Source organism: Gracilibacillus saliphilus (genome assembly GCF_010994085.1).
GTDB lineage: Bacteria > Bacillota > Bacilli > Bacillales > Amphibacillaceae > Gracilibacillus > Gracilibacillus lacisalsi.
Map to the genome: position 1 here is coordinate 422,507 of NZ_WJEB01000002.1, position 12,663 is coordinate 435,169.

Sequence of the window (12,663 nt, forward strand, 5' to 3'; positions counted from 1 at the left end):
AATCATACATTCGCTTGTAACCTTATCAGTAATACTTACGTCTAACTAGTAGAACTTCCTTAAACAGAGAAGGAACAATTCTTTATTATCTCTGAAAACATTCAATAGAGAGACTTGAATATTCAGATGATATTTATGTAAGCAAAGTACTCCTCTATTCCTAACACTTCTATGATATAGCAGAAGTATTTCATCTAACTTCTTAAGAGTGAAAAAAACTACGTATTAGTAATTTGATAACATATCCTTATCCCTTCTTAAATATCTCATAGATTATTCATTGAATTTTCACATACATTAATTAGTTCAGCCAACTACCTAAAATGTGGTGAAGGTGGATTACCTTGTAACAATAAATAGCTTATCCAAGAGCGTTCAGTAATTGGTTGTGGTGCAACAAGAGTAAATACCTAGCGACACTAAGTCAGGACTTAATTAAGCGATTGGAATACTTGATCGACAGTAAATAATTTTAGGAGGATCTTATGTCTAAACATGTAAAGTTTAAAAATTTGTTTTAAGTTTTGGAAAAAAAGGTAAATTGTTGAGAAACTTATTTTTGAAATTGGATTTTCTTAGCCTTAGCTTGCTCAGGATAGGATGCAAGTATATCTCCATCAATCCATACTTTTACTTCATCACCTTTTGACCATTCCTCTGTATTGTCATATGCTAAAGAAATTAAAGAAATACCCTTTTCCTCTTCCTGTATCTCTGAAATTGATTTATTTTTTATATCTTCATACTTGTCCAGAGAAAGATTCTTTGAAAGCAATATCTCATTTTCTGTTACTTCTAAAATAATACCTTCCATATCAGACTTGCCACACCCTGCTATTGAAATACTTAACAATATAGCAGTAAAAGTAATGAATACTTTTTTTTTCATTAGATACACTCCCCCTTTATATAATAAGACGAATTTAGCATTATATGGGTTTCGTTATTTAATTGTTTAATCCTCATTCATAATTGAAAAAATTAAATAGATGAACCATGAGTAACTATTTTCACTGGCACTATTTAATCCTTATTTCTTTATATACCGATATAATACTACTGGTGTTCTACCATTTCTCAGCCCTTGCTGCGTTTGTAGTAATAAAAATTAATAACCATGTATTTGATCGTATATAAAAAAGTTGTGCCGTTTTTAAAAAAGATTGATCAAAATTACTGTTGAGCCGATAGTGAAACATTTATTTTTCAATGTTTAAGTTTCTTTTTGATTAAACTTTTTTACAAAGCTATACCTGCAAATACAAAAAATTGGTTTGTGTCTGTGCATTAAGATTCACCGTCTTTTTTTAAAGGGGTATTCGGATTATCGTGTAGAATCCCCCAAAAAAATTAGCTAATGCTTGCCATATCATATCGGATAATAGTGTGGAAAAACCGCTACTCTTTGCTGTTAAAATCATAGGACTGAATATAAAATTTACAGGTTTTGATTTAAACCTGCAAATTTATATTCCAAATGGAAAGCGTGCTTTACAAAAAAGAAAAATACTTTTATAATTATGGAAAGTCAACTTTCCGTTATGAGGAAGGAATTATGTTATGAAAAACAGATTAGAAGAAATACGGAAAAAACGTGGTGTAAATCAGGAAGAACTTGCTACAGCTTTAGAGGTAACCAGACAGACAATTGGTTCCCTCGAAAATGGAAGATATAACCCATCTATTATTCTTGCATTTAAGATAGCACGATACTTTGGAATGAGTATCGAAGAAATTTTTATCTATGAGGAGGAAACGAATAATGAGAAATAATTTATCATGGTCTTTAATAATTATGGGGGTCTTGCTAACACTGTCAGGAATTATTTTGAGGTTTGTTGGTGCAGAAGTTTTAAAAATTCCGTTTGTAAGAATGGATTTAGTACCAATAGCAGTTAGTTTTTGTGGGATTTTATTATTTGTTATGAGCGGTTCAGCAATCATACACGAAAAATATAAGACGAAAAGACAACATATTGAGGAAAATGATGAACGAAATATCATAATCAATCAAAATGCGAAATCTAAAGCCTTTGACTTGATGACTACTTTATTTTCATTTGGCCTTTTAGCATTAGCAATGTTTGGCTATATGAATAAGGTATCTTTTTTTACTCTCATAGGGCTTTTTTTAATATGCCAAGTTTACTGGGGTTATCAATTTTTGACAAATACCAAAAAGATGTAGAGAAATGGGTGTTTAAGTATAATGTCTTAAGTTGGGCAGAAACTATCTCTCACATGGGGGAAAAACTGATTTTTTATATCCTGATTTGTTTAATCTTCTGAAATATGAAGACCCCACGTATGACAATTTATTATATTGATGAAATCGATGATGGAATTAGATTTTAGTAAAGATATAGAAAGGGTTCCATGCAATACATTAATCTTATGTGGGGAAAATGACAAAGTAAACAAAAAATCAGCGGTGAAGTTGGTAGAACAAATGTCAAAAGGGGAATTTCGCACAGTGAAAGGTGCGGGTCATGAAGTGAATATGGAGGCTTCAGAAAAATTGGCGTCTATCATCCTTGATTTTTTGAGTAAGTTTAAAAGCATCTTAACAGTAAAAAAACCGAATCCATTAAAGGACCCGGTTTTCTCTGATTACCGCTTCACAGCATGAATAAAATGAATCGTCTCAAAAGCAGTTAAATAATCTGTCCTATTGCTAAAGAAATGCTCATTTATGTCAGTCGGTGATAAATGTTCATAAATTTGCAATCCTGCTTTCTCTAACAAACTCTCAATCTCCGCATAAGTAAAACAAGATTTCATTGATTCCCCACTTGCCGCAGCCATTTTAACCATATTTTCAACTCGATTAGAAATGCCCTTTTCTTCAAAGAGTTTTTCGTCTGCATAATCAAAAACAATAGAGCTGCCTGGAGGAAGGTTAGTAAATAAATGTTGGATCAAATTCGCATTTTCCTCTTTCGTTAAATAATAGGAAACACCTAAAAGGCTAATAAATGTTTTTTTGTTATCAAATCCTTGATCTGTTAAATCTTGATGGGAAAAAGTAGTAGTAAAGTCCATCGCAACAAAATGGAGATTTTCAGGAATATCAAAATTAACATCAGCTAACTTTTGTTTTTTAAATGCCTGTGTAGCAGGAAAATCAATCTCATATATATCTAATCTATCTGTCAATTCTGGGTGCCGAAAAGCAAAAGTGTCTAATCCCGCACCAAGTATGACATACTGTGATGAACCCAACTCAATTTCATGAAGTAGTACTTTTTCACAATATGCAGCACGTGCTAATGGTGTAGGAGAAAGCTGTACTTGTGTAATCCATTTCAAAATTTCTTCTGGCTGATCTTTAAAACGCTCTCCAATATCTTTGTTAAAAAACTGAATTCCGTTCATCATATTCTTACTAACAGCTGAAAACTCTTCTTCGGATAGTAAATCGTTGGCAATAAAATCATCGAAAATCTTAGGCGTATCGTATTTATGGTGATATGCTCGGCCAAAAGCCGATACTAAGGAAGTTAGACTTGACTCATTCTGCTTCATTAACATCTTCCTCCTATACAAAAAAATAAGATTCCCCTGGCCAGGAGAATCTTATTATATCACCTAATTATTAATATTACATTATAGCATAAATCAACTTTTTTATCAACTCTTTTGCTTCTGATAATGGTTTATATATGTTAAAATATAACAAGTGAAAATTTTTAAGTTTCAGATTAAATTGAGGAGGGATTCAATTGAGAAATTTTGTTTTGAATATGTTAAGTATCATTACTTTCTCACCTTTGATCACGGAAGTCACTGAAATGGAAATAGAGAAAAACATAAGAGAGCTTAAAAAATATCAGTGGTTCAACAACCTCCTAGTAGATGAACGATATAGAAGTCAGATTATTCACGATAAAGATGTGCGTGAGACAATCGGGAAATTCAATGTTGAGAACCTCGATAGCGCGTCTTATCAAAAAAAGCTCCAGAAAATGTTGCGTAAAAAAGTAATTAATTAATTCTAGAAGGAGAAACAGACTTATGTCAGAAAATGATTCATTCCATGATATGAACAAAAAAGAGAAACTCATTACTGTTGTCGCCATAACACTTCTTATAATTGTCGCAGTTGGCTTTGTATTAGGAATATTTTTCTTTGGATTTGTAGGGGTTTTTGAATTACTGGGTGTTCAGTATACATCTGTTTGGTCGCTAATTGTTTTTGTTATCAGCTTCTTTGTTATCGGAATTATTGTCGATTTGATTTTCAAACCGATTTTCAAGTTAATCCTTCGTAATATAACAGGTAAATTGCAAACGCCAGCTAGCCGATTCGTTTATGAATTGGTATCTAACTGGTTCGTTTTGTTTACGGTAGATGAATTCATGAGAAGAATTAGCCTTTCCGTGTATACAGAGGTTATCATGGCATTGCTTCTAGCTGTACTGGAATTAGTTTTTGATGGCGAAAAAAAAGTAAACAAAAGCTAATGGGGATTCTCTGTAGTGAATCTACATTAAATTTCCTCTGTATCTTTTAACATCTGACAAGTCAAATCTATGAAAGATTTTAACGGAAGATTCATTGATTTATCTTTATGCCATGCGATTTGCGTGAAAAAAGCTGGTGCATCGCTTTGCCATTTTAGTTCTTTCAATCTACCTGAGCGTATATCTTTCTCAACAGCCATATATGGTAGCTTAGCTATTCCAAGTCCTGCTATCGCACATTGTTTAAGTGCTTCGATACTGACAAATTCTATTCTATTGGAAGGATATACTTCTGCCTTTGTTAAAGTATTTTCAAAAATGGTACGATATGAACAACCTGTCTCCGTCAACAATAGCGTTTCATCTTTCAGATCCTGAGGATACACTTCTAAATGATTGGCTAATCGATGATCTGGTGATGCCACAATCTTCATTTCATCCTTTACCAATCGCTCCACTACCAAAGAATCAGTATATCTCACTTCGTCCATGATAAAAGCAACATCTAAATTTCCTTTTAGTAATTGTTCTTTCGCGACTTCATCTGAATGAGCAGGTTTAAATATTAATTTGACCTTTGGGAATTGCTGTTGGAACTCCTTTAGTAAAGGTGGGAGCCTATAGGTACATTGGCTTTCTTGTGCTCCGATAATCAATGTGCCTGACGGTTCATTTCCTCCTGTTGCAATTGATTTTGCTTCTTCGGATAAGTTAACCATTTTGTCTGCGTAAGTTTTGAATTGCTTTCCGGTTTCCGTTAAATATAATGTCTTACCTAATCTTTCAAATAACTTGGTATCTAGTTCTTTTTCAAGAGATTTAATTTGAGAGGTGACACTTGATTGAGCAAAATTTAAGATTTTAGCTGTTTTGGTAAAATTCAAAGTTTCTGCTGCTATTTTAAAAGTATTCAACTGTTTGATATCCATATTCATTCTCCTGTAATCGAATATATCGATTGATGCAATCAAAATATTCAGTTTTATTAATTATTGTTTTTATTTTATGATATGAATAACCTTTTCTCAAAGGATATGAATAATAAAGGAGTGGATAGGATGTCTATAGCAATTATCTACGGTGGGACACGAAAAAACGGAAATACGGAAATTCTAACGGAACATGCCATCCATGGTGTGCAAGCTGAACGCATTTATTTGGATGATTATCAGATAGTCCCAATCAAAGATTCACGGCATGCAAAAGAAGGATTTAAAGATATCGATGATGATTATAACTTATTAATAAAGCGGCTGTTAGCTCATGACACCTTAGTGTTTTCAACACCTATTTATTGGTTTGGGATGACTGGGCAAATGAAAACCTTTATTGATCGCTGGTCTCAAACACTTAGGGATTCGAACTTTCCGGAATTTAAAAAACAAATGCAATCCAAAAACGCCTTTGTAATAGCTGTAGGAGGGGATAATCCGCGATTGAAAGGATTGCCTTTGATCCAACAATTTCAATATATTTTTGATTTTATTGGTATTTCATTTGATGGCTATGTCCTTGGACTTGGTAATAAGCCTGGTGAAATATATAAAGATCAGCAAGCATTATCTATGGCGAACGAACTTTTGCATGAAAAGATGTAAATTTGGTATTTTATGTTAAAATGAAATTTAGCATCTGTAAGGAAGGGATTTCTATGATAGTTATTATCGTCATTCTATTTTGCATCTTTATCATGGATCAGCTTATCAATAGAAAGCTAATAAAAAAGATGAACATGGAAGAGGCTGACTTAGAGAAAAGATATGTAAATAAAACACATAAATATGTGGAGAATATCCTTCACTGGGCAACTTTGCTATTGATACCTGCATCAATAACTGGTGAATATCACAGGCTTAGACTGTTCCTTTTTATTGTTCCTAGTTTGATGTTTGCTTTTCGTGCCATGATGAAGTGGAAGTTTGCAACAGATAACCAAACATATCTCCTAAGTGCGGTAACTTGCGTGTTATTTATTACTGGCTCGATTGTTTACGGCTCTATACATTTCGGTATCATAACTTAAAAGGAGATTTGCTATATGGATAAAACTGATATGATCGAATTAAGACATTTTTCAAATGAATATTTAGAAGTATTAAATTCCTTTGCACTTCCTAATGAACAAGCGCAATATACATCGTTGCCCATCAATTATAAAGAAGTAACAGAAGGACAGCATCGAATTGTTATTTTAGACGAGATGGAGCCGGTGGGCTTTTTTCTCTTGCACGAAACCGACAGAGTAAAGGAGTATTCGGATAATCCTCAGGCAATGTTGCTCACCTCATTATCGATAAACCAAACTAAACAGGGAAAAGGCTACGCAAAGCAAGCTATGAAATCACTAAGAAAATTCGTTAGCGCAGAATTTCCAGAGTGTAATGAAATTGTTTTAGCTGTAAATCACAAAAACATAGCTGCTCAAAAACTGTATGAAAAAGTGGGATTTCAAGATACAGGAAAAAGAAAACATGGTCCAATTGGTGAGCAATTTGTTATGAAGTTAATGTGGTGAGGTCTTTAACAGATTTTATAATCAAGAGAGACTATACAGAAGAAACAGCAAACCAAATTATTGATTGTAATGGGCGCATAGCAAAGGAGAATACAAAATGCCTATTGTTTATCATAAACAATTTATTGAAGCATCTGTAGAAGAATGTTTTAATCTTGCCAGAAGCGTAGATATACATACTAAAACAACAGCTAATACGAAGGAAAGAGTTGTTAGTGGCGTTACACACGGGTTATTAAATGAGGGTGATACGGTCACTTGGGAAGCTACTCACTTTGGCATTAAACAAAGGCTAACTGCAAAAGTAACTCATATGAACAAGCCTACGGAGTTTGTTGATATCATGGTAAAAGGAGCCTTTAGTTCATTTACTCATACACATCAATTTGTAGAAGAAAAAGGTGGAACCATAATGATTGATACATTTGAGTATAAGTCACCTTTTGGGTTAATAGGAAGAATTGCTGACAAGTTGTTTCTAGAAAAATATATGACAAGGTTTATCATTAGCAGAGCAAAGGGGTTAAAAGCAATTGCTGAGAGAAACGCTCAAACTGGTTCGTCTTGTTTAAGTTAGGGGGAAGCATGCAGAGTATTACAGCAGAATCCTGTTCCAAGGAAAAAGTCTTCCCTACCGAGGAAAGAACCTCCTCTTCCCAGGATAAGTGGATACATCCACGGAAGGGAAACAAATATCCCCGGAAGCGGAGCACATATCACCGGAAGAGAAATGCTGTTCCAAGGAAAAAGTCTTCCCTTCCGAGGAAAGAACCTCCTCTTCCATGGATAAGTGGATATATCCATGGAAGGGAAACAAATATCCCCGGAAGCGGAGCACATATCCCCGGACGCGAAATCCTGTTCCAAGGAAAAAGTTTTCCCTTCCGAGGAAAGAACCTCCTCTTCCCAGGATAAGTGAGTATATCCATGGAAGGGAAACAAATATCCCCGGAAGCGGAGTACATATCCCCGGACGCGAAATGCTGTTCCAAGGAAAAAGTCTTCCCTTCCGAGGATAAGATCCTCTGTTCCCAGGATAAGTGGATATATCCAGGGAAGGGAAACAAATATCCCCGGAAGCGGAGTACATATCCCCGGACGCGAAATGCTGTTCCAAGGAAAAAGTTTTCCCTTCCGAGGAAAGATCCTCCTCTTCCGTGGATAAGATGATATTTCCAGGGAAGGGAAGCAAATATCCCCGGAAGCGGAGCACCTATCACCGGAAGAGAAATGCTGTTCCAAGGAAAAAGTCTTCCCTTCCGAGGAAAGATCCTCCTCTTCCATGGATAAGATGATATTTCCAGGGAAGAGAAGCAAATATCCCCGGAAGCGGAGCACATATCCCCGGACGCGAAATCCTGTTCCAAGGAAAAAGTTTTCCCTTCCGAGGAAAAAGCCTCCTCTTCCCAGGATAAGTGGATATATCCAGGGAAGAGAAACAAATATCCCCGGAAGCGGAGCACATATCCCCGGACGCGAAATCCTGTTCCAAGGAAAAAGTTTTCCCTTCCGAGGAAAAAGCCTCCTCTTCCCAGGATAAGTGGATATATCCATGGAAGGGAAACAAAGATCCCCGGAAGCGGAGTACATATCCCCGGCAGAGAAATGCTGTTCCAAGGAAAAAGTCTGCCCTTCCAAGGATAAGATCCTCTGTGCCCGGGATAAGTGGATATATCCATGGAAAGGAAACAAATATCCCCGGAAGCGGAGTAGATATCCCCGGAAGAGAAATGCTGTTCCAAGGAAAAAGTCTTCCCTTCCAAGGATAAGATCCTCTGTTCCCGGGATAAGTGGATATATCCATGGAAGGGAAACAAATATCCCCGGAAGCGAAATCCTGCTCCAAGGAAAAACCACCCTTCCCTTAATTAAACTTAATGAATAGCACTTGCTCAAATAACATCACTTCTTCAAAATATAAACTCGTCCGCTTTTACTGCCGTACCAATCTAATATTCCGGCGTTTGTCATTAATGTTCTAGCGGTATATTCTTTTTCTACATGTAAAAACTCCCTGCACTCTTGGTTCGTCATTGTCGGTTTTACAAATACAAAATGATCGAGCAGGCTCGTGACATGTGCATGACGATCTCGCCCGCCACAATGAGGACAATCCCAGATTACTCGTAAGCGATCCATTGCCAACCTACCGCAAAAAGGGCACAGCACCCCGCTCTCGACATCCCCTTGTTCAAGTCCAAATCTTTTCCAATAATGCATCTCTGGTTTACAATGCGCCTGTGCTAACTGATAACCAACACGCGTCAGCTCACTTAATTGAAAAAAGGATTGCGTATATTGATCAGCAGCACGTTTAAAAGATTTCTTCAATAAAGCAAAAGGCATAACCCAATCATATACCCAGTCACTACTCGAGTCCGTAACTATCTCAGCATTTGGATCTGCTAGAGCTACAAGATTGACGATCGGATAATTTTCCCACTGAGTACCAAGCCATGAGCGGAGTTGATCACGCTGTTCTTCTACCTGTGATATAGGGTGCATCATCCCGTATTTCTTTCCATGCAAAGCGTATTGGAAATTTCGCGCGTTGTTTTGAAAGGTGAATGTACCAGGTTGGCTTTTCACATCAATGTTGACAGCAAAGTGTGAAGTAAGGAGAAGGTTATCGATTTGAAAAAAGGAATGCCGATCTGTAGCGGGGAGGCGGAGGTCTTGAAGAACAACTACATCGTTTGAGTTAATTCCGATTCGTTCTAAGTAAAAATCGAGTTGGCATTCAGCTTGATAGCCTTGTTCAATATTACGAAGTTCTAGCTCCATGTCACGCCTTCGTTTTCTGATTCGTTTCAGGCCACGTTTCAGCATTAAAATACTTTCCGGTTCCTGTCGCTTCTTGATAATAATAGCAATCACATCCTTTCTTTCTAGAATATTCGACATAAATAGTAAAATTCCTTTTCAAAATTGATTTTAAGTTGGACGGAAGTAAGGATTATTCAAAAAGTTAAAGATCGAAGCACTCTTCAACACCCACTGAAGGAAATTTTATTTTATGTTAAAATATAACAATAGATATTCTCAAAAGAAAACAGGAGGAAGTCGCAATTAAATACTTTAAAAATAAACGATATTGGATACTAATGCCACCATTTTTTATAATTGCTGTAATCCTATTATTCTCCATTCCAAAGGTTTATACGAGCTACTATACACTTCTAGTAATCATTGTGTTTTGGTCTATATTTCATACTTGGAATTATTTCGCCGAAAAGAAAAATAGCGAGAACTCATCAAGATAACCAGTTGAAAAAAGGAGGAGTATATACAATGGAAATCATCATTGGATATTTTCTAGGTGCTGTCGTCTTAGTCTTATTCCTTATTTCACTTATAAAAATGATATCCAATCGAATTAACACCACCAATAGTGAATTAATGCAAAGGATAGATCATTTGGAAAAGCGAATAGAAGATTTAGAAAACAAATAAAAGGAGGGGAAGAAGTATGTGAAGAAAACCCCGATTCAAATTGTCATTTGTGTTGTTGCTAATACATATTGGAACATACTTTGTCAGGAGTGGCTGTGTGTATGATCAACAATTTTTACACTATGGTTAGGAATTATCACCCTACTGATCGGACCGTTCGTATGGAATAGATATCGAAATAACACTAGTAAGAATAGCAAATCTTTTTCTATAGCTTCCTAAACGCTATGAGGAGCAAAGGTAGGTTGGAATCTATCATCACTACGTTGTTATTTGCCTTCATACATGGTATCACCTTTGGCAATCATTTAAGCGTTATCATTGATCCTGGCTTTGTTTTAGGATGGATCAGAGCCAATTCAGGAAGTATCCTACCTGCAATCGTATTGCACAATGGCATTAATCTACTTGCAACTGTAGTACCGTGGTTATTATAACACTCTCGTAAAAATAGAGATCATCCTTGCATATTTGTTCGCTCTACTTGAAAAAGATAAGTAGTTTTTCAAATGTTATATATTTAACAATAACTTGAAGTTATTTGTTATCTAAAAATGGAGGAAAACAAATGAAGCAAAATATTTATGACAATCCTGATTTCTTTAAAGAGTATATGGATTTACGTGAAAGTGGAATAACTTATAATGATTTCATTGAACAACCAGCGATAAAATCTGCCATTTCTACGCTCAAAGATAAAACTATATTAGACTTAGGGTGTGGTGCCGGTAAGTTTGCAAAGTATTGTGTAGATAACGGTGCATCAAAGGTTATAGGAGTAGATATCTCCAGAAATATGATAGAACAGGCTAAAAAAGAAAACGAGAATGAGAAAATAGAATATATATGTACCCCAATAGAAGATTTAGAATTACAAAACCAAAAGTTCGATTTAATTATAAGCTCGTTAGCTGTACACTATATAAAAAATTATACCAATCTGATTCAGAAGGTAAGAAATTTATTAAGTAAGAATGGCGAATTTATATTTTCAACAGAACATCCTATTGTAACTGCCCGAATTGAGATGGACAATTGGTTGAGGGATAGCAACGGAGAAAAGCTACATTGGGCTTTAGACAATTATCAGGAAGAAGGAAAAAGGGAGCATAATTGGTATGTGGATGGTGTAATTGTTTATCATAGAACCATTTCAACTTTAATAAATACACTCTTAGACAACGGATTTATATTAGAAAAGGTTATTGAGCCACAGTCAATCCCATCTGGATTAGAGCAAATGCCTAAATTAGTAAATGAAAAAAGAAGGCCGTCTTTTATTGTTATCAAATCAAGGGGAGCTAGTTAAATCTTGAGTCACTAACATACAAAAAGTCGATAAGCGCTTCTGTACACATAAACGATATCTTAGATAAGTAACGACGGGGGATTAGATGAAGAAAAATTGGAAAAAGCTTGTACGCAGATTTCTACTATTATTAATTGGTATATATATGCTATATAGTCTCTATACCCATCTGGAATACAGACACTATATTAAACAGAGTATCGAAGGAAATTATCAGTATTTAGAAATCATTTCTGAAAAAGGTGACAACTTGGCTGATTGGATCGAGGAATTCGCCAACTTAAAGATGGAGAATCAAGAAAATAGTGAGGTGGACAGTGAATTATTCTATGCATGGCGTGTTGTAAAAGGGGAAAGTAAAAGTATTCATAGTTATTTGTATGCTATTTCGACATTACATACAGATGAGGAAGAATCCTCTGCATGGGATTTATTAAAATTTAGCTTGATTCGTACCGATGAATTCATAACTCAGTTGACGAATAAATTCCTTGAAAATCACTCTTATGCGATAAATAGTGAAGACCAAGAGAAAATAGAAGCAGTTATTACAGTGTATAGAACAATTAATGAGGAAGTAGAAGGTGAATCCATCAACTTAGAGAAAATATTGGAGGACATAGAGAAGCCAATGAATGTCATATATGATGATTATCCAGGAATATTGGAGCGTACGGGGAAATAACACCCCACTATTAATCTAAGGAGAAATACCATATGACAATTAATGATAAATGGAAAATAGATAGAATAGCATCTGCACATCGAGGGGAAAATCCTATGATTATAAAAAAAATGAGGAGTGGTTTTGCTGCCATTGGCGATACTCAATTTCTACCAGGATATTGTGTGCTTTTACCATTTGAAATGTATGGCTCATTAGAAAAACTTGATTTTAACGTTCTTCAGAAAGAAGTCTCCC

18 protein-coding genes and 1 pseudogene are annotated in these 12,663 nt (G+C 35.4%); 14 read left to right on the plus strand and 5 right to left on the minus strand.

Going from position 1 to position 12,663, the window contains the following annotated elements; translation table 11 throughout:
* Positions 1-553: 553 nt before the first annotated feature.
* Positions 554-889, minus strand: a complete 336-nt coding sequence (locus GHT08_RS06135) for a DUF3221 domain-containing protein (RefSeq protein ID WP_163580547.1) — start codon at positions 887-889, stop codon at positions 554-556.
* Between the two features lie 671 nt (positions 890-1,560).
* On the opposite strand from GHT08_RS06135, the gene GHT08_RS06140 reads away from it, so the two are divergent.
* From GHT08_RS06140 to GHT08_RS06150, 3 genes are all read left to right on the plus strand, one after another.
* Complete coding sequence (locus GHT08_RS06140) at positions 1,561-1,773, plus strand: helix-turn-helix transcriptional regulator (RefSeq protein ID WP_163580548.1); 213 nt, start codon at positions 1,561-1,563, stop codon at positions 1,771-1,773.
* Positions 1,763-2,188, plus strand: coding sequence for a hypothetical protein (locus GHT08_RS06145; protein WP_163580549.1), 426 nt, complete (start codon positions 1,763-1,765; stop codon positions 2,186-2,188). Before GHT08_RS06140 ends, GHT08_RS06145 begins: the two co-directional genes overlap by 11 nt.
* 147 nt (positions 2,189-2,335) lie before the next feature.
* On the plus strand, positions 2,336-2,629 hold the full coding sequence (locus tag GHT08_RS06150; RefSeq protein ID WP_163580550.1) for an alpha/beta fold hydrolase: 294 nt from the start codon (positions 2,336-2,338) through the stop codon (positions 2,627-2,629).
* Here GHT08_RS06150 and GHT08_RS06155 read toward each other — a convergent pair.
* Positions 2,611-3,525: a class I SAM-dependent methyltransferase gene (locus GHT08_RS06155; protein ID WP_163580551.1), complete on the minus strand. Its 915-nt coding sequence runs from the start codon at positions 3,523-3,525 to the stop codon at positions 2,611-2,613. The genes GHT08_RS06150 and GHT08_RS06155 overlap by 19 nt on opposite strands.
* A 197-nt stretch (positions 3,526-3,722) precedes the next feature.
* Between GHT08_RS06155 and GHT08_RS06160 the strand changes: the two genes are divergently transcribed.
* Together GHT08_RS06160 and GHT08_RS06165 are read left to right on the plus strand one after the other, a co-directional pair.
* The gene (locus tag GHT08_RS06160; protein ID WP_163580552.1) at positions 3,723-3,992 is read left to right on the plus strand and encodes a hypothetical protein; all 270 of its coding nucleotides are present in this window, start codon (positions 3,723-3,725) and stop codon (positions 3,990-3,992) included.
* A 22-nt stretch (positions 3,993-4,014) separates the two neighbouring features.
* A complete protein-coding gene (locus GHT08_RS06165) occupies positions 4,015-4,464 on the plus strand; it encodes a YrvL family regulatory protein (protein ID WP_163580553.1) in 450 nt (149 codons plus the stop codon).
* Positions 4,465-4,490: 26 nt separating this feature from the next.
* Here GHT08_RS06165 and GHT08_RS06170 read toward each other — a convergent pair whose 3' ends face one another.
* Positions 4,491-5,393 carry a LysR family transcriptional regulator gene (locus GHT08_RS06170; RefSeq protein ID WP_163580554.1) on the minus strand — a complete coding sequence of 301 codons (903 nt, stop codon included), beginning with the start codon at positions 5,391-5,393 and terminating at the stop codon, positions 4,491-4,493.
* 129 nt (positions 5,394-5,522) lie between these two features.
* Between GHT08_RS06170 and GHT08_RS06175 the strand changes: the two genes are divergently transcribed.
* The 4 genes from GHT08_RS06175 (at position 5,523) to GHT08_RS06190 (ending at position 7,556) form a co-directional block, all read left to right on the plus strand.
* Positions 5,523-6,062: a flavodoxin family protein gene (locus GHT08_RS06175; protein WP_163580555.1), complete on the plus strand. Its 540-nt coding sequence runs from the start codon at positions 5,523-5,525 to the stop codon at positions 6,060-6,062.
* Between the two features lie 53 nt (positions 6,063-6,115).
* A complete protein-coding gene (locus GHT08_RS06180) occupies positions 6,116-6,487 on the plus strand; it encodes a DUF4181 domain-containing protein (protein ID WP_163580556.1) in 372 nt (123 codons plus the stop codon).
* Positions 6,488-6,502: 15 nt separating this feature from the next.
* A complete protein-coding gene (locus GHT08_RS06185; RefSeq protein WP_163580557.1) occupies positions 6,503-6,979 on the plus strand; it encodes a GNAT family N-acetyltransferase in 477 nt (158 codons plus the stop codon).
* 97 nt (positions 6,980-7,076) lie between these two features.
* Positions 7,077-7,556: an SRPBCC family protein gene (locus GHT08_RS06190; protein WP_163580558.1), complete on the plus strand. Its 480-nt coding sequence runs from the start codon at positions 7,077-7,079 to the stop codon at positions 7,554-7,556.
* Here the strand turns inward: GHT08_RS06190 and GHT08_RS06195 are convergent.
* Entirely contained in the window at positions 7,553-8,875 is a 1,323-nt protein-coding gene (locus GHT08_RS06195) for a hypothetical protein (RefSeq protein WP_163580559.1), read from the minus strand. The genes GHT08_RS06190 and GHT08_RS06195 overlap by 4 nt on opposite strands.
* A 6-nt stretch (positions 8,876-8,881) precedes the next feature.
* Positions 8,882-9,883, minus strand: coding sequence for a nuclease-related domain-containing protein (locus GHT08_RS06200; protein ID WP_163580560.1), 1,002 nt, complete (start codon positions 9,881-9,883; stop codon positions 8,882-8,884).
* A 387-nt stretch (positions 9,884-10,270) separates the two neighbouring features.
* On the opposite strand from GHT08_RS06200, the gene GHT08_RS06205 reads away from it, so the two are divergent.
* The 5 genes and pseudogenes from GHT08_RS06205 to GHT08_RS06225 form a co-directional block, all read left to right on the plus strand.
* Entirely contained in the window at positions 10,271-10,432 is a 162-nt protein-coding gene (locus tag GHT08_RS06205; RefSeq protein WP_163580561.1) for a hypothetical protein, read from the plus strand.
* A 227-nt stretch (positions 10,433-10,659) separates the two neighbouring features.
* Positions 10,660-10,869 (plus strand): CPBP family intramembrane glutamic endopeptidase, encoded by a 210-nt coding sequence (locus GHT08_RS06210; protein WP_272953883.1) that lies wholly within the window; start codon positions 10,660-10,662, stop codon positions 10,867-10,869.
* A gap of 131 nt (positions 10,870-11,000) precedes the next feature.
* Positions 11,001-11,741 (plus strand): class I SAM-dependent methyltransferase, encoded by a 741-nt coding sequence (locus tag GHT08_RS06215; protein WP_163580563.1) that lies wholly within the window; start codon positions 11,001-11,003, stop codon positions 11,739-11,741.
* 85 nt (positions 11,742-11,826) lie between these two features.
* Entirely contained in the window at positions 11,827-12,426 is a 600-nt protein-coding gene (locus tag GHT08_RS06220; protein ID WP_163580564.1) for a hypothetical protein, read from the plus strand.
* Between the two features lie 32 nt (positions 12,427-12,458).
* Positions 12,459-12,663 (plus strand): annotated as a pseudogene (locus GHT08_RS06225) (hypothetical protein); the annotation flags it as partial.